The 21,731-nt window shown below is 38.8% G+C and carries 23 protein-coding genes; 14 read left to right on the top strand and 9 right to left on the bottom strand.

Annotated elements, in window-relative coordinates; genetic code table 11:
• Nucleotides 1-83: 83 nt before the first annotated feature.
• The 3 genes from BCELL_RS20455 (at nt 84) to BCELL_RS20445 (ending at nt 2,962) form a co-directional block, all read left to right on the top strand.
• Nucleotides 84-794: an NAD-dependent epimerase/dehydratase family protein gene (locus tag BCELL_RS20455; protein WP_013490698.1), complete on the top strand. Its 711-nt coding sequence runs from the start codon at nt 84-86 to the stop codon at nt 792-794.
• Nucleotides 778-2,559, top strand: coding sequence for a M3 family oligoendopeptidase (locus tag BCELL_RS20450; RefSeq protein ID WP_013490697.1), 1,782 nt, complete (start codon nt 778-780; stop codon nt 2,557-2,559). The genes BCELL_RS20455 and BCELL_RS20450 overlap by 17 nt, the downstream gene beginning before the upstream one ends.
• Nucleotides 2,560-2,650: 91 nt before the next feature.
• Nucleotides 2,651-2,962, top strand: coding sequence for a YwdI family protein (locus BCELL_RS20445; protein ID WP_013490696.1), 312 nt, complete (start codon nt 2,651-2,653; stop codon nt 2,960-2,962).
• Nucleotides 2,963-3,696: 734 nt separating this feature from the next.
• Here the strand turns inward: BCELL_RS20445 and BCELL_RS20440 are convergent.
• From BCELL_RS20440 to BCELL_RS20430, 3 genes are all read right to left on the bottom strand, one after another.
• Nucleotides 3,697-4,419, bottom strand: coding sequence for an amino acid ABC transporter ATP-binding protein (locus BCELL_RS20440; protein WP_013490695.1), 723 nt, complete (start codon nt 4,417-4,419; stop codon nt 3,697-3,699).
• Nucleotides 4,416-5,090 carry an amino acid ABC transporter permease gene (locus BCELL_RS20435; RefSeq protein ID WP_013490694.1) on the bottom strand — a complete coding sequence of 225 codons (675 nt, stop codon included), beginning with the start codon at nt 5,088-5,090 and terminating at the stop codon, nt 4,416-4,418. Before BCELL_RS20435 ends, BCELL_RS20440 begins: the two co-directional genes overlap by 4 nt.
• Before the next feature lie 93 nt (nt 5,091-5,183).
• Complete coding sequence (locus BCELL_RS20430; protein ID WP_013490693.1) at nt 5,184-5,924, bottom strand: glutamine ABC transporter substrate-binding protein; 741 nt, start codon at nt 5,922-5,924, stop codon at nt 5,184-5,186.
• Nucleotides 5,925-6,261: 337 nt separating this feature from the next.
• On the opposite strand from BCELL_RS20430, the gene BCELL_RS20425 reads away from it, so the two are divergent.
• Together BCELL_RS20425 and BCELL_RS20420 are read left to right on the top strand one after the other, a co-directional pair.
• A complete protein-coding gene (locus BCELL_RS20425; RefSeq protein WP_013490692.1) occupies nt 6,262-6,585 on the top strand; it encodes a hypothetical protein in 324 nt (107 codons plus the stop codon).
• A 95-nt stretch (nt 6,586-6,680) separates the two neighbouring features.
• Nucleotides 6,681-7,052 carry a DUF423 domain-containing protein gene (locus BCELL_RS20420; protein ID WP_013490691.1) on the top strand — a complete coding sequence of 124 codons (372 nt, stop codon included), beginning with the start codon at nt 6,681-6,683 and terminating at the stop codon, nt 7,050-7,052.
• 105 nt (nt 7,053-7,157) lie between these two features.
• On the opposite strand, the gene gerQ is transcribed toward BCELL_RS20420, so the two are convergent.
• Nucleotides 7,158-7,616: a spore coat protein GerQ gene (gene gerQ / locus BCELL_RS22310; protein WP_013490690.1), complete on the bottom strand. Its 459-nt coding sequence runs from the start codon at nt 7,614-7,616 to the stop codon at nt 7,158-7,160.
• Nucleotides 7,617-7,638: 22 nt separating this feature from the next.
• Nucleotides 7,639-8,070, bottom strand: a complete 432-nt coding sequence (locus BCELL_RS20410) for a cell wall hydrolase (protein ID WP_013490689.1) — start codon at nt 8,068-8,070, stop codon at nt 7,639-7,641.
• 339 nt (nt 8,071-8,409) lie between these two features.
• Between BCELL_RS20410 and BCELL_RS20405 the strand changes: the two genes are divergently transcribed.
• Nucleotides 8,410-8,781, top strand: coding sequence for a DUF3887 domain-containing protein (locus BCELL_RS20405; protein WP_013490688.1), 372 nt, complete (start codon nt 8,410-8,412; stop codon nt 8,779-8,781).
• A 233-nt stretch (nt 8,782-9,014) separates the two neighbouring features.
• Here BCELL_RS20405 and hemQ read toward each other — a convergent pair whose 3' ends face one another.
• Nucleotides 9,015-9,758, bottom strand: coding sequence for a hydrogen peroxide-dependent heme synthase (gene hemQ, locus BCELL_RS20400; RefSeq protein WP_013490687.1), 744 nt, complete (start codon nt 9,756-9,758; stop codon nt 9,015-9,017).
• Nucleotides 9,759-10,047: 289 nt separating this feature from the next.
• Between hemQ and pta the strand changes: the two genes are divergently transcribed.
• A complete protein-coding gene (pta, locus tag BCELL_RS20395; protein ID WP_425357463.1) occupies nt 10,048-11,016 on the top strand; it encodes a phosphate acetyltransferase in 969 nt (322 codons plus the stop codon).
• Between the two features lie 440 nt (nt 11,017-11,456).
• Here the strand turns inward: pta and BCELL_RS20390 are convergent, their stop codons facing one another.
• Nucleotides 11,457-12,287 carry a lipoate--protein ligase family protein gene (locus tag BCELL_RS20390; protein ID WP_013490685.1) on the bottom strand — a complete coding sequence of 277 codons (831 nt, stop codon included), beginning with the start codon at nt 12,285-12,287 and terminating at the stop codon, nt 11,457-11,459.
• Nucleotides 12,288-12,541: 254 nt separating this feature from the next.
• Here BCELL_RS20390 and BCELL_RS20385 point away from each other — a divergent pair, with 254 nt between their 5' ends.
• The 3 genes from BCELL_RS20385 to BCELL_RS20375 all read left to right on the top strand — a co-directional run bounded on the left by BCELL_RS20385 (nt 12,542) and on the right by BCELL_RS20375 (nt 14,777).
• A complete protein-coding gene (locus tag BCELL_RS20385) occupies nt 12,542-12,778 on the top strand; it encodes a YuzB family protein (protein ID WP_041809234.1) in 237 nt (78 codons plus the stop codon).
• Nucleotides 12,779-12,941: 163 nt separating this feature from the next.
• On the top strand, nt 12,942-14,267 hold the full coding sequence (locus BCELL_RS20380) for an HD domain-containing protein (protein ID WP_245546914.1): 1,326 nt from the start codon (nt 12,942-12,944) through the stop codon (nt 14,265-14,267).
• A 3-nt stretch (nt 14,268-14,270) separates the two neighbouring features.
• Nucleotides 14,271-14,777, top strand: coding sequence for a YwgA family protein (locus BCELL_RS20375; RefSeq protein WP_013490682.1), 507 nt, complete (start codon nt 14,271-14,273; stop codon nt 14,775-14,777).
• 111 nt (nt 14,778-14,888) lie between these two features.
• Here BCELL_RS20375 and BCELL_RS20370 read toward each other — a convergent pair whose 3' ends face one another.
• Nucleotides 14,889-15,116, bottom strand: a complete 228-nt coding sequence (locus BCELL_RS20370; RefSeq protein WP_280967039.1) for a 2-hydroxymuconate tautomerase — start codon at nt 15,114-15,116, stop codon at nt 14,889-14,891.
• A gap of 131 nt (nt 15,117-15,247) precedes the next feature.
• Between BCELL_RS20370 and BCELL_RS20365 the strand changes: the two genes are divergently transcribed.
• Complete coding sequence (locus tag BCELL_RS20365; RefSeq protein ID WP_013490680.1) at nt 15,248-15,784, top strand: YwhD family protein; 537 nt, start codon at nt 15,248-15,250, stop codon at nt 15,782-15,784.
• A gap of 236 nt (nt 15,785-16,020) precedes the next feature.
• Here BCELL_RS20365 and BCELL_RS20360 read toward each other — a convergent pair whose 3' ends face one another.
• Entirely contained in the window at nt 16,021-18,111 is a 2,091-nt protein-coding gene (locus BCELL_RS20360) for a transglycosylase domain-containing protein (RefSeq protein WP_013490679.1), read from the bottom strand.
• A gap of 307 nt (nt 18,112-18,418) precedes the next feature.
• Here BCELL_RS20360 and speE point away from each other — a divergent pair, with 307 nt between their 5' ends.
• The 3 genes from speE to argS all read left to right on the top strand — a co-directional run bounded on the left by speE (nt 18,419) and on the right by argS (nt 21,587).
• Nucleotides 18,419-19,246 (top strand): spermidine synthase, encoded by an 828-nt coding sequence (gene speE, locus BCELL_RS20355; RefSeq protein ID WP_013490678.1) that lies wholly within the window; start codon nt 18,419-18,421, stop codon nt 19,244-19,246.
• 235 nt (nt 19,247-19,481) lie between these two features.
• On the top strand, nt 19,482-19,919 hold the full coding sequence (locus BCELL_RS20350; RefSeq protein WP_013490677.1) for a YwiB family protein: 438 nt from the start codon (nt 19,482-19,484) through the stop codon (nt 19,917-19,919).
• The gene (gene argS / locus BCELL_RS20345; protein ID WP_013490676.1) at nt 19,920-21,587 is read left to right on the top strand and encodes an arginine--tRNA ligase; all 1,668 of its coding nucleotides are present in this window, start codon (nt 19,920-19,922) and stop codon (nt 21,585-21,587) included.
• Nucleotides 21,588-21,731: the final 144 nt, after the last annotated feature.

Genomic DNA, 21,731 nt, shown 5'->3' with positions numbered 1-21,731 from the left:
TTGATTACCGTATCACATGAGTTTCGGTTCATTTCATGGTACGATAATAAATAATTCGGTTTACTAAATAAGAGGTGAATGGGTTGAAAAAAGCATTAGTTGCTGGAGCTACTGGACTGATAGGTCACCATTTAATGGAGGAACTTTTGCATAGTGGTTTGTATGATGAAGTTCGTGTGCTATCAAGGCGCGAGTCTGGATTTATCGATGAAACAATTGTAAAGGAACGTGTCATAGACTTTGACGAATTACATAAACATGCTGATATGTTCCGCGGGATTGACGATGTTTTTGTTTGTTTAGGAACAACAATGAAAAAAGCAAAAACAAGAAAACGGTTCATGAAGGTTGATTTTAAATACCCATTAAAAATTGCCGAGTTAGCGAAAGAAAAGCATGTAAAGCGTTTTTTAATTGTTTCTTCAATTGGATCCAATCGGGAAGCTACTTTTTTCTATAGTCGTGTGAAAGGAAAGTTGGAGGAAGCATTAGTTTCTTTGCAGCTTCCTTCATTACATATATTTAGACCGTCTTTACTTGTAGGAAAAAGAAAAGAATTTCGATTAGGTGAAAAAACGGCAGAATTTGCTTTTAAACCTCTTTCCATTTTTCTTGTAGGACCTTATGGGAAATATAAGCCAATTAAAGCAACACACTTAGCGAAGGCAATGTTTGCACTTGCACAAGAAGATAGTAGCGGCGTCCATTTATACGAATCAGACCGAATTCAACAATTAGGGAGAGTATTAACACAAGACCACTCTAGGAGGCGGAAATATGACAGCGAAGTATAAGCAAGTTTGGGACTTAGACTCCATATTCAAAGGAGGAACAAGTGATTCTGAAGCACTTCTCAAATTTTTAAATGAGCTTGAAGCGGAGTTATCGACATTTCAAAAAGAAACAGATGCTGCGGATAGTAACGTAGAGACTTGGGCAAATATTATCGTTCGTGCTCAAGAAGTGGGCAAAAAGGTGCGTGAGTCCGGTGCGTTTGTAGGTTGCTTAACGGCCCAAGACGTAAAGGATGAAGGTGCAAAGCTGTTAACTGGTCGAATAAAACAGCTATCATCTATGTACCAATCGATACTCACTTCCATTGATGAGCAGCTTTTAGCTTTTTCCGATGATGAGTGGAACTTATTTATATCGTTAGATTCCATGTACGAAATTGTCTTTAATTTAAATGAACGACGTCAAAATGCGAAGGAAAAGCTTGCAGGAGATAAAGAAAAACTCATCCAAGCTCTATCGATTGACGGCTATCATGCATGGGGAGATTTTTATAGTACGATTGTTGGTCGCATGTCCGTTGACATTGAAGAGGACGGGGAAGTCAATTCTTACTCAGTAGGGCAGGCTGCAAATAAGATGAGCAGCAACGATCGTACCTTCCGTAAACACGTATTTGACCAAACAGAAAAGGCTTGGGAAAAGGAATCTGAGCTTTTCGCAAATACTTTAAACCATTTAGCTGGCTTCCGTCTAAAAACATATGAAGCCCGTGGCTGGGGTGAAGTTTTAAAAGAGCCTTTACAAATAAACCGCATGAAAAAAGAGACGTTAGACGTCATGTGGGATACGATTACAAAAAACAAAGCTGACTTTGTAAAATATATGGAAAGAAAAGCAAAGCTATTAGGTGTAGAAAAGCTAGCGATGTATGACGTCAGTGCCCCTGTCTCTGAAAATGCTGAGGAAGTAAGCTACGATGACGCAGCAACTATGATTGTCGAACAATTTCGTACGTTCAGCCCGAAAATGGCTGACTTTGCACAAATGGCGTTTGATAAAGAGTGGATTGAAGCGGAAAGTCGTCCGGGTAAAAGACCAGGAGGGTTCTGTACTAGCTTTCCAATGAGTGAACAATCACGTATCTTTATGACCTATAGTGGCTCTGCATCAAATGTAGCTACGCTTGCCCATGAGCTAGGGCATGCCTACCATCAGCATGTCATGAATGACCTACCGCAAATGTCGCAACGCTATGCGATGAACGTAGCAGAAACTGCGTCTACATTTGCTGAAATGATCGTAGCTGATGCGACAGTAAAACAAGCTGAAACAAAAGAAGCAAAGATCCAATTATTAGACGATAAGCTTAACCGTGGAATCGCCTTTTTCATGAACATCCATGCTCGCTTCTTATTCGAAACAAGATTTTATGAAGAACGCAAAAAAGGGTTAGTAAGTGCCAATCGTTTAAACGAAATAATGCTGGAAGCACAAAAAGAAGCGTATTGTGATGGACTATCCGAGTACTCACCACATTTTTGGGCTTCTAAGCTTCATTTCCATATTACTGGTGTGCCATTCTACAACTTCCCATATACATTTGGCTACTTGTTCAGCATGGGAATTTACGCGCAAGCAGTAGAATCCGGGGGCGACTTTGAAGAGCGTTACATTGATCTATTGCGTGACACAGGTAGACTAGAGGTAGAAGAACTAGCGAAAAAACATTTAAATGTTGATTTAACAAAACCGGATTTCTGGCAAAAAGCAATCGATCTCGTTAAACAAGATTTAGATACATTCATGGAATTAACCGAAAGCTAAAATGGAGGCCGCTGAAAAAGTGATGTTCTTTCCACTTTTTAGTGGCCTTACAAAATGACTTTGTTATGTTTATTAGAAGGGGCGGAGTAGTATGGAAATTCCAGCTAAAGTAGTAGTGCAGAAAATGGAGGAGGAGCTAGCCAAGTTAAAAACGTTATTAGAAGGCGATTCATCTTCACCAGCTTTTCGTGATCAGGCAACTGCTATTAAAACATATTGTGATTTGCTATTATCATCTCACGAAACGAAGCGGCAAGCAGCCCCTAAAGTGAATCATGCTTCAGTGGACGATGTGATTAACACCAAATCCACTAGTGAAACTATCCGAACTTCAAGTGGTGAAAAAGTTTCTATTTACGATGACGGTGATATACCTAAAAGCGATAGCTTGCTTGATTTTTAAACCGTTTTGGAACATCTATCCAATAAAGGGTGTGAAGAGGGACACTAAATAGGTTGATTTCTGAAGGAAACTGAAAAAGTGAAAGAAAACGAGGCTGCTGAAAAAGTGAAAAACTTGTTATTTTGTTGCATTAATATTCAAAATACCTAATTATAGAAAATGTTGATGAGACCCGAGCAAGCGAGGTAACTGTCTCTTCCTTTACGCGCATATGCTTTGGAGCGTATCCGTAACTGTATGAGCATATAGAGAGATGAAGCAAGAGGTGAAATGCCGATAGAGCAGCGTCGCCCGTTCCTGTGGAAAAGTAAGTCAGGGTGAGACACTGCAGAGCGAGGATCGAGCGGTTTGCCGACTCTCCACTGAAAGCGAGTTTACGCAGGCCTCATCAACTTCTATATTCAAATGACCTTATATTTGTTAGCCACCCCTTTCAATCTAAGGGCTTTTTCAGTGCCATTAAAAAACACCACGTTTTCAGTAACCTTCTAAAGAATCGCTTGTACAGCGATAGGAGTTCGGACAACTAATTTGACTAGTATAACCACTTTTTATTTAATAAGAGTCTGTCCCAAAAGTTACTAAAAGTCCTTGCAATGGCTCGACTCACCGTGCGCTCACTATAAGGAATCCACTTATAGTTGGCTTTAAGGGAATGCGCCGACTCCGTACAATACTTAGTGCTTCTCTCAAAAAAAGCCACCTTTTGAGTCAACCGCAGTTGGCTGTATAGGCTACAAAACTTTATTTAAGAACTCTTGCGTTCTAGGGTTTTGTGGATTGTCGAAGATCACTGAAGGATCCCCTTCCTCCATAATGATGCCTTGATCCATAAAAATGACTCGATCACCCATTTCACGAGCGAACCCCATTTCATGAGTGACTACAACCATTGTCATCCCTTCTTTTGCAAGTTCTTTCATAACTTCAAGGACATCGCCCACTAATTCCGGGTCTAAGGCTGATGTCGGTTCATCGAATAACATGACCTTCGGATTCATTGCAAGAGCTCTTGCAATAGCTACACGTTGTTTTTGTCCGCCTGATAAACTTGCAGGATAAACGTTAGCCTTATCAGATAATCCGACCTTTTCCAATAGTTGTAATGCAAGCTCATCAGCATCCTGTTTTGGGGTTTCCTTTACCCTAATGGGGCCCATTGTTACATTTTCAAGCACTGTTTTATGAGGGAATAGATTGAAATGTTGAAACACCATTCCTACTTGTGAACGTAATTTGTTAATATCGATTTTAGGATTAGTTAAGCTTTCGCCGTCAATAATAACTTCACCAGATGTTACTTCTTCAAGTAAATTAAGACATCGTAAAAAAGTACTTTTTCCAGAGCCAGAAGGGCCAATCACACACACAACTTCTTTTTCCTTTACTTCAGCATGAATGCCTTTCAATACTTGTAATTTACCAAATGACTTGTGTAAATCCTTCACTTTTATCATGATACATCTAACCTCCGTTCAATCCTTCTAAGTATGAGCATCGCTGGAATAGTGATAATTAAGTATGCTAAACAAAGCATAATATAAGGCTGAAGCGTATTCGCAGAAGAGCTTACATACATTCTCATGAGAAAAGTCACTTCCTGTAAAGAAATAATTGCGAAAACAGAAGTGTCTTTTAAGCTAATAATAAATTGGTTTCCTAGAGGAGGGATCATTCTTTTAAAAGCTTGTGGCCAAATGATATAACGCATTGTTTGGCGAGAACTAAGGCCTAAAGACCGGCCAGCTTCCATTTGCCCTTTGTCAATCGACTGTACGCCACCACGAACGATTTCAGAAATATATGCACCTGCATTAATAGCGATAGCTACAATACCAGCAGTTGGTGCATTCAAATTAATACCTATGTTTTGTGAAACTGCAAAATAAAGAACAATAGCTTGGACAATTATTGGTGTTCCACGAATTAGTTCAATATATATAGTAGCAAGTCCATATATGATTTTACTTTTTGACAATCTTGCAATACCAACAAATGTACCGATAATAAATCCGAAGAATATACCTATAAGAGTAACGTATAAAGTCATTTGTAGACCTCTCAAAAGTAAGGGGAGAGCACCAGCCCAATCCGGGTGAGTAAAAAATTCTATTAAACTGTCAACCATTAAAAGTAACCTCCTATATAGAATAGATGGATAAAGCGCAACAAGCTACTCACTTATTGCGCTAGCATATTGTATTACCCTAGTTTCCTCCCATTATGGAGAAGTACCGAACCATTTTTCATAAATCTCATCATAAGTTCCGTCTCCCATTATGTCGGCAAGTGCTTCGTTGACTTCCTCTCTTAACTCTGAATCTTTAGGAAACATAATGCCATATTGCTCGCCAGTAAGAACATCACCTACTGTTTTCATTTCTCCTAAAGCCTCAGATTCAATGTAGTACACCACATTTGGGAGATCATAGATAACAGCATCGACACGTCCAGCTACTAAGTCTTGATATGCATTAACGATATCCGGGAAAAGGCTAATGTCGGCATCCGTATTTTCCATTAAGTATGTTTCACTCGTTGTAGCAGCACGTGTAGCTACAGTTTTCCCGTCTACATCGTCGATCGATTGGATCTCTTCTTCATCTGCTCGAACAGCAAGTATTAATCCAGCATCATAATATGGATCAGAGAAGTCAAATAACTCTGCTCTGTCTTCTGTTATTGTTGCTCCAGCAATCCCAATATCATATCGCCCTGTCTCCATACCAGTTAAAATGCCATCAAATTCAACAACTTCTAAATCAATTTCAAAACCAACTCTATCAGCAACTTCATTGATTAAGTCGATGTCAAAACCTACCATCTCTCCAGTTTCAGTGTCCAAAAACTCAAATGGAACGTAGTTTGTGTCTGTGGCAACTGTATAATTTTCACTCCCACAGGCTGATAGTAGAACAATTGCAACTATTAATCCTAAAAATAACCCACTCATTTTTTTCACTTTATATTTCCCCCTTTGCTTGTATAGAGAACTTTTATGATTAAGACAAGCAAAATATTACAAACTATTTAAAAAATTGAAAAAATAAAGGTGTATTTAACCGATACATTAACTAGTCGGACAACCTCTATGAAGTGTATGTACGCTTTATATTTTTCCTTGAAATACATAGTGTTTTGTAAATCCTTGCATAGTGAAATGCTATATTTACATGAACAGAATATCGAGTTATACACTAGTCATAAAAAATGTTTCATTTAGGCTGTATTCGTAAAAACATTTATACATACATGGTTTTTTTAGTTCAGGAAAAAATAAAATGGTAAGGAGGGATAGTATGAATTTTCAAGGTTACTCAAATGGACAAGGTATTGCAGGTTTGCCGATTCGCTTTATAACAGGTGGAGCAGATGACGATCAACATGATATGAAATTAAATCATGATAGCTATGATGTATATGTGGAGGATCACTATGTTGGCAAGCATACGATGCTCGTCCAAAAAGAAGATGCTACTGCGATTACTGATTTTTTAAAAAAGCAAGGATTTACAAATGCTAACTTAGAGGTTGACGGTGACCATATCGTTGTCCACTCTCAATCTGTAGAGGAATCTAAGGAAATGGAAAAAGCAATAAAAGTATTTTTACAAAATAGGTAACAAAAACAAAAGGCTAAAGGCAAGCACCTACGCTTGTTTTTAGCTTTTCTTCTATGCTATTCTTTGGTCAAGAAAAGCGGAAAGGAGATAAAAACATGAAATTATTTATTTTATTAGGTGGATTAAACGGATTTTTGTTCGTTGCATTAGGTGCCTTTGGTGCACATGCATTAAAGCCTAGACTCGAAGCAAATGGATATTTAGAAACCTTTCAAACAGCAGTTCAATACCACATGATACACTCGATTGCGCTAATTGGCGTCGCGCTTTTAATGAACCATTTGAATGCAACAGGATTATTAACAGGTGCTGGTTGGGCTTTTTTCATCGGTATTATTATTTTTTCAGGCAGTTTATACATACTGAGCATGACAGGACTTTCTTTTCTAGGGGCAATAACACCGATAGGAGGACTAGCCTTCCTAATTGGATGGACGCTCATTGTTGTTGCAGCAATACAAGGATAATGACTTTATAACTTATGTAGAAGAAAAGACTAAAAACGAGCTTCAAGCTCGTTTTTAGTTTTTCTTATTCAGGTGTTTTTCGCACTAAGTTTACCTTATTCCCGTCTAATCTCTTGGCGAGTAAGTTGATAAATCTTGCTGTGCAGGTGCAGGAGCCGGTGCAGAAGCTACTCCATTTGCATAAGGGTAGTCGTATTCTAGCTCCTCGTCGAATGTCACGTAATCTAAATTTATCATGAGTAGTAAATATCTTTTTCCTGTTTGAGGATCACTAAGAATAATGTGATCTCTTCCAGCTGCTTCTACTACACCTTTAAAAACTTTAGCATTCCAACGCTCATTGTTTTCAAAAGTCATATAAAATGTTCCTACTTTTCCACGGTTTAAGCGGAGGATGTTCTCGATAAAAGACTGTTCAAGAGGAAGCTGCCCTTGAGCAAATGGATCTGCAAACTGCTGTTGTTGTGCAAAACCTGGCTGTGGCGTACCTGGAACTGCACCAGGTGCTCCTTGAGGAAAGCCGCCTCCGTATTGTGGAAATGGAAAACCTTGTTGTGGATACATGTTCTTCACTCCTTATGTGATATTAATAAGTACTGTAAACGGACGGACACTCACTGGCTAACGGCGAATAAAAGCAATGTAATTTATAACGGCCAGAGTTCCATTGACCCCACCACTGTGCAGGGCAAGACCCCTCTGGTCGGAAAAACCAAAGTGCGAAATCAGCAGGGTGATGACGCTCCCCTTGTACAAGCCTTCGAGCTAAGCGCTTATCCTTTTCTCTTGGATGCTTATAAAAGTAGCTTTTTTGTACAGCCTCAAAACCTCCTGGAGATTGGAAAACCATTTTCTCAACATTTACAATATCGGTAAAATCAAGACAATCTGCTCGAACCCTATTTACCATGACGTTTCCGGCTTTTAGCATACCAAGCTCGCCTTCTCCTTCAGCCTCGGCTCGCATCAGCCTTCCCAATAATTCAATATCTCGCTCACGAGTTTTTATTACAGCCATTCAAACACCCCCTTTAACATTCTAGTTGTCGGCACATGATGGTGGAGTATTCGATTATATTTAAATGAATCACTAGTATGTGTATGTTTCATCAAGTTCCACTATGACACTAGAATCGTATTAAAAATATATACAGCACTAATTAAATATGTATTCGTCTATACACAAAATTGTGAGTAAAAATTAGGAAAAAAACCTATGCTAGTAGAAAATGGCAATTTGTTAGGCTCTTTTAAAGAATAATGTTGGTTTTCACGAAAGGTGCGAGCATCCTGAATTGAAAATCAACAACAAAGTTTAACATAGCCTTTTGTTAAGAAAACAAAGGAGGAAAATCTAATGAGAAAACAGCTGTTAGTATTTCTTTTACTATTAACATCCATGATAGTGACAATAGGCTGTAATGATCATGACGATATAGAAGAGATAGCTGTCGAGTACCTTGAACAATTAAAAGCTGAAAACTTTGATGAGGCTAGTGCGATGTTTAACGATAGAGTGCAAGCTTTGTATACTACTGAACAGTTAGAAAAGACTTGGGAAGAAATAAAGGGAGATATAGGAGAGTTTAAAGGGCAGGAGTATGAAGCTACTGAGGAATTTGGAACTTCAGAAACAGTGCATATAAGAGGAATTTTTGATAAAAACCAAATAATATTTAGCTTCAACTTCGATGAAAATAATAAAATAACAAATTTTTATATACATTAGAAGTTGAGCTTTGTGTTGTAGTCCTTAAAGAAAAGATGCCACAAAAGGGGGATAGACCTTTAGGTGGCATCTTCATTTCTTAAAAGATAATAAAGTATAAATTTGGCAGTGGAATTTTATCGCCGTGCGTACTAGCGAGAAGAGCACTCACTAGTACTTTAAGAGCTACGGCGAAATTCCACTGCTTCTAAGAAAATACTAAAAACGAGCTTCCAGCTTGTTTTTAGTTTTTCTTAGACATGTAAAAATGCTTTTATTTTGTCTTCCTCTAAAATATTTCCGACGAAGAAGGAGCCAAACTCACCGTAACGTGCACTTACTTCATCAAAACGCATTTCATAAATAAGCTTTTTAAATTGAAGTACATCGTGAGCGAACAAAGTCACTCCCCACTCCCAATCGTCAAACCCTACAGAACCTGAAATGATTTGACGTACTTTACCAGCGTACGAACGACCAATCATACCGTGGCTTCGCATCATTTTTTGGCGTTCTTCCATAGGAAGCATATACCAATTGTCATTACCTTCACGCCGCTTATCCATTGGATAAAAACAAACATACTGCCACTTAGGTAAAATAGGCTTTAATCTTGCTTGTATCTCTGGGTCTGTATTTGGATCTTTGTCAGCTGGTAAGTAATTGCTTAATTCTACAACAGACACATAAGAATGTGCTGGAATTGTGTATTCAGCTAATCGCGTTTTATTAAAAGCATTCTCAATATCATTTAATTCTTCCATAGTAGGACGAAGAAGCATCATCATAAAATCTGCTTTTTGGCCAACGATTGTATATAAGCCATGGCTGCCTTCAAATTTTGATTGCGTATTATTCCATTTTTCAAGTAGGCTAAAAAACTCAGCCATTATCGTTTCTCTTTCCTCAGAGCCAAGCTTTTTCCACTCAGTCCAATTCATTTTACGGAAATCGTGTAACACATACCATCCTTCAAGTGTTTTTGCTGGTTCGCTCATCTTGGTCACTCCATTCCAATTTCTTTTACTCCATTTATTATACTTGTTCACATATCAAAATCCAAACAGCTTGACTTAGGAAAGAAAACATAAAAATCGGTTACACTAAACACATGCAATAAGAAAGGAGATTCACGTATTTGACAACATTGTGAAGTTTTTATCATTCTGAAAATTTAAACTTTAGTGAATTAGTTTACGTTTAATTTATTTTTTTGTCGAGAAAGAGTATCCTAGGTAATAGAGGTAAGTTGTGAGGATATAAAAGGAGGAATTTCTTGTGAGTAATATGTTTTCTGCCATTGCGGATAAAGTGAAGCAAGGCTATCCGTCCATTGTTTTTCCTGAAGGCACGGACGAGCGTATTTTAGAAGCGACGGTAAGGTTAAAAAAAGAAGGGATTTTAAATCCAATTCTTATTGGTCAAGAAACTGCGATTAGCGAAAAAGCAAATAGTCTTCAATTAGATATTTCAAATATAGACATATATGATCCTGATACATACCCAGCATTTGAAGAATTAGTTGAAGCTTTTGTGGAACGCCGTAAAGGAAAGGCTACACCAGAAGAAGCTCGCAAAATATTAAAAACACCTAACTACTTTGGTACGATGCTCGTATATGTAAACAAAGCAGCTGGACTTGTTAGTGGGGCAGCACATTCTACAGGCGACACCGTAAGACCGGCCCTTCAAATTATCAAAACGAAGGAAGGCGTAAGAAAAACATCAGGTGTTTTTGTTATGGTAAAAGGAGATCAAAAGTATATTTTTGGAGATTGTGCCATCAACATTGCGCCAGATAGTAATGATTTAGCGGAAACTGCTATAGAAGCTGCTAAAACAGCAAAAGTATTCGACATTGATCCGAAGGTAGCTATGCTAAGTTTTTCAACAAAAGGTTCTGCGAAAAGTCCAGAAACAGAAAAAGTCGTAGAAGCAACAAAGCTTGCACAAGAAAAAGCACCGCAGATTTTAATTGATGGTGAATTTCAATTTGATGCGGCCTTTGTTCCATCTGTTGCACAAAAGAAAGCACCAGACTCGCCACTAAAGGGAGAAGCAAACGTGTTTGTATTTCCGAGTTTAGAAGCTGGAAATATCGGATATAAAATTGCCCAGCGCTTAGGTGAATTCGAAGCAATTGGACCAATTTTACAAGGGCTCAATAAGCCAGTCAACGATTTATCACGCGGTTGTAACGCAGAAGATGTATACAAATTAGCTTTAATCACAGCAATGCAAGGTCTTTCAGACTAAAAAATTAGTGCCTCTTAGGGTTGATGGAATCCTAATGAGGCACTTTTAATATAGATTTTTTCGTATTAATTGTTGTTTTTAAGAATATTTATTTGCTTGGCTGCACTACAGGTGGACGCTTTCCGCGGGCAAGGCTTCAAGAGGGATAGGAAAAGGTCGATATTTACCTTTTCCAGTTCCTCAATGCAATGAACGGAGCCATTGCTATCCCTCCCCGCCCCGATGGATCTTCAGTCCTTGACCTGTCACTTCCTCTACATGCCACGCTCTGGAGTTGTATCCGTCGAGACAACTCGAAGCTTAATCGTGATGTAACGCTCGTCGCTGGAGTCGCCACCTTTCGTTTCACCAAGATTTAAAACAAAGCTTACGAAAACAGCCTTTAATTTAAAGTAAAAACTTAGGCGGTGGAAGTTAGCCGCGCGTAGTAGCACTGACTACTAATGGAGCTTTTCGTTTCGCTTTATCATTCTTGCTAAGTTATCTTCATAGTTATTCCAATCTTCATCTGTTAATTGGTAAGTACGGAGCTCATCACATAATCGAGAAAGTGTAATAAGTAAGCTGTGCATTAAGCTTTGTACTGAAAAAGGCTGTGTCGATAATTCGTCAAGAGAAGTCATTTTAGTAGGAATGATTTTAGGGTACTCAAATTTTGTAGGAGCACCTTGAACCGCTTGGTCATAAAATTGCTTAATAAGTGCAGCACGGGAAGAGCCACTCCCGGAAACAGCGATATATATTTGTACAGCAACACCGCCGCGAATTCTTCTTTGAGAAATGCCTGCAAACTTTTTACCAGCAATACTTAAGTCATATCTTCCTGGACAATAGGACTCTTTCACTTCACCGTCGATGACCTCTTCGCCAAGTTCACCGAGCAATAATCGAATAAGCATCACCATGAGCTCATAGCCATGATCAATAGACATCTCCTTATTATCTTGAAATAGGAGGGAGATGTTTAACACTTGTTCATCTAAAACGACTGCTAATCCACCTGAATTACGTACGATCACGTCATACCCTGCTTCTTTAAGAAAGTCGATGCCTGTTTCAATATGTGGCAGACGATGGTCCTGAATTCCTAGCACAACCGTATTATTGTGAACCCACGAACGGGCAATTCCCGAATCATCTTCTTGACCAATGCGCCGACATAGCGTGTCATCTATCGCAAACGATTGGATTGGATTCATCCCTAAGCCAACAACTGATTGATCTAATATAAACCATTTTTTTCGAAATAAAGGGGATTCGAAATCTTTCATCGCTTTGCTCCTCAACATTGTTTATGCTTAAATGAGTATAGCATAAAAAGATATATCAAGTGATAGCATGAGAAGTTATGAGGTTAGTTTTTCAACCAAACCGTTTCTTAGAAAAATTGGACAACGTTACCGTTGCAATTCATAGATAAAACATTGTAAAATACTCGTTAGTGTTACAAAGATGCTTTATGCTAATCGTGATCGCTTATAAGCGCTTCGTGCGCTTGACTTATAAAAGAAGGATGTGGTGAATGATGGCAAATGAATTTCGCATCTGTGATGATTGCCTGGCCACAAACATACACACTTTAGTACCAAGGTTAAAAAAACTAGATCCTGAAGCTAAAATAGAGATTGCTTGTCAATCATATTGTGGTCCAGGACGTAAGAAATCATTTGCTTTTGTGAATGATCGTCCTATTTCTGCTCCAGACGAAAAACAGCTTCTAGAAAAAGTGAAAAAGAAGATAAACAGTAAAGTGGCCAAATAGAAAAGCTATTTCTAACATCTCCTTGTTAGAAGTAGCTTTTCGAATTTTTATGTAGGGAGAACCTGTTACGACTTAATTTGTCATTTTAAACTTAAATTTGACATGATTCCCCTGTTATTTTTGTCTGATTTTAGTATAATAATGACTAGGATAAGGCGTAAACATGAGCAAGAAAGGAGCCGCTATGACGGGAAGGTTTGGAAGGCTAGAAGAAGAAAAAGTATTTAAAGATCCAGTACACCGTTATATTCACGTTCGAGACGAACTAATATGGGAACTGATAGGAACGAGAGAGTTTCAGCGACTAAGACGAGTTCGCCAATTAGGTACGACGTACTTAACATTCCACGGTGCAGAGCACACTCGTTTTAACCATTCACTAGGAGTATATGAAATTATGCGCCGTATAGTGGAGAACATGGAGGAAAGAGAGCACTGGGATTCTGAAGAGCGGCTCGTTTGTCTTTCAGCAGCACTTCTCCATGATATTGGACACGGACCATTTTCTCATTCATTTGAAAAGGTTTTTCATACCGATCATGAGGAATGGACGCGAAAAATCATTTTAGGCGATACGGAAGTACATAAAGTGCTATTAAAAATGGGACAAGATTTCCCAAAAAAAGTCGCTGATGTCATTGCAAAAACGTATCCAAACAAACTCGTTGTAAGCTTAATATCGAGTCAAATTGATGCGGATCGAATGGACTATCTTCTTCGCGATGCCTTTTACACAGGAGTAAGCTACGGCCACTTTGATATGGAGCGTCTCTTACGCGTGATGCGCCCGATGGAAGACTCAGCTGTTTTTAAGCATAGCGGCATGCATGCAGTAGAAGATTACATTATGAGTCGTTATCAAATGTATTGGCAAGTATATTTCCATCCAGTAACAAGAAGTGCGGAAGTCATTTTGAGCAAAATTTTGCACCGTGCTAAACATTTATATGAACAAAACTATCAATTTAAAGACAAGCCTAAACATTTTATTTCATTATTCTCTGGAAGCATCACACTGGAAGATTACTTGAAGCTAGATGAATCGATTATCCTTTATTACTTCCAAGAATGGCAAGACGAAGCAGACGCCATTTTAAAGGATTTGTGTCAAAGGTTTATGGATCGAAGACTATTCAAGTATGTGGAGTGTGACCCAAGCGCGCAAATGAAGATTTGGACAGAGTTAAATCAATTATTTATAAAAATTGGACTAGATCCTACTTATTATTTAGTCATTGACTCTTCTTCTGATTTACCATATGACTTCTACCGTCCCGGTGAAGAAGAGGAAAGATTGCCAATTCATTTATTAAAGCCTACAGGCGAACTACGAGAGCTATCAAGGGAATCTGATGTAGTAGAGGCCATTTCAGGTAAAAAGAGAACGGATCACAAGCTTTATTTTCCGAAGGATATATTAGAGAATGATACAACCTTTGCAGAAGAGAAAAAACGTATTTTGGAGCTACTTATGGCACAGGAGGGGTAACCGTTGTTACAAGAGCATTGCAAGCTATTAGCATTGTTAAAGGAAACAGGGGAAGTCGTAGGGAGAAAGAAGCTACAAAAGCTTATTTATATAGCTAAAAAGCTTCATTTTCCGTTTTATGAAAAATATCAATTTCACTTATACGGTCCATACTCTGAGGAATTAAATTTGCGCGTGGAAGAAATGAGTGAGCTTACGTTTGTAGAAGAGGTAAAAGAAAAGAAGGCAGGATACTATCAATATCGTTATAAGCTCTCTGATAAAGGTAATGAATTTCTAGAACTGTCAAGCTATCAATTACCCGAGTCAAAAGGTGTTTTTAATGATATCAATGAAAAAAGCTCAAAGTTTCTTGAACTCGTATCTACAGTTTTATTTTTCGAGGACCTCTCCCGAGAGGAAGTGGAAGAAAAAGTCTTCACACTAAAAGCAAAGCAAAACTACTCAAAGGAAGATATCGAAGAAGCGTACGCTTTTATCGCAAACACAAGGAAAAAACTAATACAATAGCACAGCACTTGCACGACCCTTTAACTGAGGGTCGTGTTTGTTGATGTGAGGTTAATAGGGACGGACCTCGTTCGCCAAAAATGGCAAACGAGGTCCGTCCCTATTCGCCTATTAAGAATCACTCACTCTTTTTCCTGCTACTCCATAATGATTTGGCGACATCTCTTCAATGATGACAGCTACCTTTTCAGCTGGAGCATTTGTCGTTTCAGAAACAGCGGCAGTGACTTTTTCAACTAGCGCGCGTTTTTGGTCATCGGAACGTCCTTCAAGTAGTTTAACAGTAACGATCGGCATAATGTATGTACCCCTTTCACGATAATAGTTCTCGTATAGTATATGATGAAATGGACATTTCAAGCAATGCTATGAAAAGGAATATATTTCGCATATAGCAGTTGCCATTCTTTGTTAACACTATTTGTTATGATAAAATTAGAGGAAGTAGCAATCGAAAGCGAGGGAAAATAATGGACTTGTTTGATAACAAAAAGGATGAAAAGAAGCGATCGCAAGGGTTTAACATTTTAAGCTCTGACTCAACAGATGGCCATGGAGGCTATGGAGCAGGAGTACTAAATTTAAATAACGTCTCTCCAGTTTTTATTGATGTAGAAGAAGGAGAAGCGTTTGTCGATATGGGCGCATTACATGCGCGAAGTGTTGTAGAGAAAGGAATTAAGTTTCTTCCTGACAAAGAGGAAGTGCCAAATGGAAGACCGTATTGGCTCGTTTGGGTAACTGTTGATCAAAGAAATGGTGGCCCAGCGTATGTTGGTCTTGGGGCGTGTGAATTAACAGTCGACAGAGAAATTCGAAGAGGATACAAAAACTTCCCAGAACACGTAAACAATATGGACCGGTCGCTAAAAGGTAGAGTGATGGTTTCTCAAATGGATGATAAATCTAAACAAATTTTGCAACATTATTTAGAAAATTTTAATGAAGAGATGTGGAATCGCGCAGATGAAGAGCTAAAAAAAGCGTTAGAAACTAGTACTGAATGAGAGTAAATGTGAACAAATTGTGAACAGATGTGACAGCTGTTGCTTAATAGACTTTTTGTGCGTACACTTAAAAAATGACATGCAATGTCATACTAAGACAGAAGGCAGGCGAAGGAACCCCAATTATTCTTCGCCTGCCTTTATTTATATAAGAACGATGGAATGACCGCTGACCTGTGCAACAGTTTTATCGACCCGAGAAAAACACTATTGCGTTATCTTCGCTACCTTCTCCTTTAACTAAACCAATCAAAAATCTTATCGAGGAACTTTTCTCTTTTTTCGTCCTCTGTCTTCTGGTGCTCATCAAACTTTCTTTCAGGATTTTCTTCCTCAGCCCCTTCGATATGCTCATAGCAGTACTCTGTAGGCTCCGTTCCTGCATAAAAAAGGGTAGGTCTACTAATTGGACATGATTCGGTTGCTAATAACCCAGTATGTGGATTTATATCTACCTCTACTACATTATCAGGAACTTCAAAATCAATAATTTCTTCACCAGCCATTGCCTCTTTCATAAACTGTCCCCATATGGCACGAGCATGTGTGTATTCTCCATTATTAGAATTTAACCTTTCATTGTCATCATTACCAACCCAAACCCCAGTAACAATTTGTGGATTATATCCAATCATCCAACTATCAAATTCAGTAGAGCCACTTTTCCCAGCAGTGGGCCGATCGAGAAACTGGGCTAATGATGCACCGGTTACTCTTGCATATCTACCTTCACTTAGTTCTGGCTCAAACATTGCCTCCATCATATTGTTCATGACTGCTATTAAATCAGGATTAAATACTTGCTCCTTTTCATTTTCGGCTTCAAATAATATATTGCCATCGCGGTCAACTACTTTTCTTACAAAATGAGGTTCAACGACGGAGCCGCCATTTGCATAAGCACTATAGCTATTTACCATTTCAAGAATGTTGATGGCACGAGAGCCTAATGCAACAGATGGTAGCTCAGGTAGAGGTGTGGAAATGCCGAAACGTGCTGCTGTATCGACTAATTGATCGAGTCCAAGTAAAAAATGAGTTTTCACTGCAAAAATGTTATCAGAAACAGCGAGCGCCTCTAACATCGTTACATAATCCTCAGCATAGGCGTCAAAGTTAGTTACTGGATATTCTGTATTATCATAGTGAAACTCTGTAGCTTCACTTTTTAACATTGAATTTGGCCTCATACCATTTTCTAAAGCCGCGTAATATAAGTGAGGCTTCAACGTTGAACCTGGCTGTCTGGCTGCTTGAGTCACCCGGTTAAATGAACTCTTGTCATAATCGACACCGCCAACGAGTGATTTTACTTCACCAGTCTGGGGATCTATTGCGACAAAACCAGTTTGCAGATGATCTTGTCCACCAAGCTCTTCCTTTACAAGCCTCTCAGCAATTTTTTGCATCGATGTATCTAGTGTCGTATGTATCTCTAATCCACCACTTTCTAGTACACTCGAATCTATTCCTAAATCATTTCTTAACCAATTTAACACCGTTTCTTGAAAATATGGTGCAACGACGTTCGCCTCAATGTCATCGTCAACTGCATACGATAATTCCTCATTTACATAGCTTTGTCTTTCTTCAGAAGTGATGAATCCAGCTTCCTCCATTGTAAATAACACCGTTTCTTGACGACCTTTCGCACGATCTTCGTTTATAAATGGAGAATAAATGTTAGGTCCCTTCGGAATACCAGCTAGCATTGCCGCCTCAGCTATCGTTAAATCTTCTGCGTTTTTTTGAAAATATAAGTTGGCGGCTGCTTCAATTCCATACGCACCGTGTCCATAATATATCGTGTTTAAATACCCTTCCAAAATCTCACTTTTCGTATAATGGAGCTCAAGACGTAATGCATAAAAAGCTTCATCCATTTTTCTAGTCCATGTTTTATCATGTGTTAAAAATAGATTTCTTGCATATTGCTGTGTAATTGTACTAGCGCCTTGAGCCATTGAATTTGACCGTACGTTCGTTACGACAGCGCCACCTATTCGAAAAAAGTCAAAGCCTTGGTGATCATAAAAGCGTCGATCTTCAATGGCTAAAGTTGCCTCTACAATAGCGTCACCCATGTTTTCTAAAGGAATCCAATGTCGGTTTTGCCCTTGATGGAACTCGCCAATAACTTCTTCATTGGCAGAGTATAAGACAGATGTTTCTTGAACAGAAAGTGAGGGTGGCTCTAGCTGGTACGCGTATGTGACAACAGCCGCAACTGCGCATAGGGAAATAGTGAGTAAAAGAATGGAAAGCTTAAATAATCTTCTCCATCTACGTTTACGTTTTCTAATAGCGGTTCTAGTAAGTACTTCCATGTCATCCACCTCTCGCTGTTCAATGCAATAAGCATTTTTATATGAAAATTGCCATTAGTTTCATATGAATTATTACCACAGTTTTCCACAAAAGGAGCTTCGATATACTTACAAGTCGAAAGATTAATAGTGAGAAAAAGAGTGGAGGATGGTAGAAGAAAGTGTGTAAAAGAAAGCAGGGAACACATCGGTTATTTATAAGGATAAAACGCTCGAAATCGGCTGAAGATAAAGAAGTAAATGGATTGCGTGAAAAAGAGTTTGTCGTAGCGAACAAACGTGTATGTATAAAAAAGAGGTGAAGAAAATGGAGTTTTGGTTTACAGAGAAGCAAACGAATGACTTTGGCATTACGATGAGAGTAAAAAAAACATACCATAGTGAAAAAACTGAATTTCAACAATTGGACATGGTGGAAACAGCAGAGTTCGGAAATATGCTCATATTAGATGGCATGGTTATGACGACTGAAAAAGACGAGTTCGTTTATCATGAAATGGTAGCACACGTACCGCTTTTTACTCACCCAAATCCGAAACATGTTTTAGTAGTAGGTGGTGGAGATGGCGGTGTCATTCGAGAAATATTAAAGCACCCTACTGTAGAAAAAGCAACATTAGTTGAAATCGATGGAAAAGTAATAGAGTATTCAAAGCAATATTTGCCTTCTATAGCAGGAAAGCTGGAAGACCCTCGTGTAGAAGTAAAGGTTGACGATGGGTTTATGCATATCGCAAAAAGTGATCATGAGTATGACGTCATCATGGTTGATTCCACCGAACCAGTAGGACCTGCTGTAAATTTGTTTACGAAAGGCTTTTACGAAGGAATATCGAAGGCACTAAAAGAGGATGGTATTTTTGTTGCCCAAACGGACAACCCATGGTTCCATGAAGAGTTAATTAAAAATGCGTATCGTGACGTTAAAGAAACCTTTCCAATAACGCGCTTATATACGGCAAATATACCGACATACCCAAGCGGGCTATGGACGTTTACATTAGGATCAAAAAAATTCGACCCACTCGAAGTGAGTGATGAGCGGTTCCATGAAATTGAAACAAAATATTACACAAAGGAAATCCACAAAGCGGCATTTGCTTTACCGAAGTTTGTAAAAGATTTGACGGAATAGAAGGGTGAAAAACACGAGTGAATTGCTTTAAAAGCGGTTTGCTTGTGTTTTTTTTGTCTCAGTTATAGGGGAGTGATTACTTGAGGCTACAAACTAAACTGATTACGTTAAAACGAGAAATAATTTTAATAACAATGTAGAAATCATCAAAAATAGGGTAAAGCTTGAAGGACAGAGCAACGATCCTATATAATGAGTTAGTTGTAGTAGTTAGCACGGGGAGGATTGAGTCACTTTGGGAAATAGTATACCCGTAGAGATTCAGATGAAGACGACCATTCGCGATGGAAACCAACAAGATACAAGTGTAATGAAATCGACTGGTCATTTAATTCAAAAGTCATTATCTACGTTTTTACGCTTTGAAGAACCGAATGAAGAAAACGAAAAGCAGCTAACCATGCAAACTGTTAAAATACAAAATGGGGAAGTTACTGTCATACGTAAAGGGGCAGTGACGATGAACCAACGCTTTATCCCTGGTATAGAGACGGAAGGAATGTACCATAGCAAATTCGGATCGTTACTCATGATCACTAAAACGAATAAAGCTGATTTTCAATGGGACGATGTGAATAGTGAAGGGCAGCTTCACTTAACATATACGCTTACACTTCAAGGGGCGAAGGCTGGAGACTATGAAATGCGTGTATCAATAAAGGAGGTCAGTTAAATGAGCCAAGTAGAACAATTAAAAGAAACGTTAAAGAGTGAAATCATTGCAGCTGTAATAAAAGCGCAGTTAGCAACTACGGAAAACATACCTGGTGTTGTTATTGAGTCGCCGAAGGAAAAGGAACACGGAGACTATGCAACAAATATGGCAATGCAGTTAGCTCGAATTGCAAAAAAAGCGCCGCGTATGATTGCAGATGATATCGTCGCTAATTTTAACAAAGAAGCAGCGAGTGTAGAAAAAATCGAGATCGCGGGACCTGGGTTTATTAACTTCTTCATGAAAAAGGATTACTTATCAGAAATTGTCTCAACCGTACTTAAGCAAGGAAATGCGTTCGGTAAAGTAAATGTAGGAGAAGGGAAAAGGTTACAAGTCGAGTTTGTGTCAGCCAATCCAACAGGCACACTCCATCTTGGACATGCCCGCGGTGCAGCAGTTGGAGATTCTTTATGTAACATTTTAGAAAAAGCAGGCTACGATGTAGCGCGCGAATACTACATAAATGATGCAGGAAACCAAATAGAAAACCTTGCCCGTTCAATAGACGCACGATATTTACAAGCGCTAGGAAAAGATGTTCCAATGCCTGAGGACGGCTATCACGGACAAGATATCATTGGCTTTGCAAAAGAAATTGCCGACACATACGGAGACCGTTTCATCGATGCGGAGGAAAAGGAACGCCTCGCATTTTTCCGTGAATATGGTTTGAAACGTGAGTTAGATAAGCTAAAGGAAGACTTAGCAGACTTTCGAGTAAACTTTGACCACTGGTATTCTGAAACATCATTATATACGACAGAGAAAGTAACTGATGTTCTTACAGAATTGAAAAATCGTGGGGAAACGTATGAGGAGGATGGTGCTGTATGGTTCCGTTCTACAACATACGGGGACGATAAGGACAGAGTTCTCGTAAAAAGTGACGGTTCGTATACGTATTTAACGCCAGATATCTCCTACCATAAAGATAAGTTTGCACGTGGCTTTGAAGAGCTCATTAACATTTGGGGAGCAGATCATCACGGATATATTCCGCGAATGAAGGCCGCAATTCAAGCACTCGGCTATGAGAAAGAGCAGCTATCTGTTCAAATTATTCAAATGGTAAACTTATTTGAAAACGGTGAAAAAGTTAAAATGAGTAAAAGAACAGGGAAAGCGGTAACGATGCGTGACCTAATGGAAGAGGTAGGTATCGATGCTACGCGTTATTTCTTTGCAATGCGTGCAGCCGATACACACTTAGATTTTGATATGAGCTTAGCGAAATCACAATCAACAGAAAACCCTGTATATTACGTACAATATGCCCACGCGAGAATTTGCAGCATGCTTCGCCAAGCACGAGATTTAGGTTATGAGGTTGACCCACATGCACAATTTGAGCGATTAACTGCAGAAAAAGAGCTAGATTTAATGAAAAAATTAGGCGAATATCCTGAGGCCGTGGCAGATGCAGCGAAAAAACGAGCGCCACATCGCATGGCAAATTACGTCTATGATTTAGCGCAAACACTCCACAGCTTTTATAATGCTGAAAAAGTAATTAATGAAGATAGCGAGCTAACGAAAGCAAGGCTCGGTTTAATGGAAGCGGTTCGAGCAACACTTCAAGATGCTCTTAAGCTAGTAGGAGTAGAGGCACCAGAAAAAATGTAACTTCGTCAGGAGAAAGGTAAGACCGGATTGCGAATGTAATCTTACCTTTGTGCAAAATAGAATGAGTTGGAGGGCAGATGGGAATACACCATCTGCCCTTCGCGTTAAATAAAACTATTAGAAGGTAAGAGTTTCTTTCATTCG

It is taken from the genome of Evansella cellulosilytica DSM 2522 (assembly GCF_000177235.2).
GTDB classification, from domain to species: domain Bacteria; phylum Bacillota; class Bacilli; order Bacillales; family Salisediminibacteriaceae; genus Evansella; species Evansella cellulosilytica.
The sequence above is the reverse complement of the archived record's forward strand: the minus strand, read 5'-3'. Positions and strand labels throughout refer to the sequence as shown.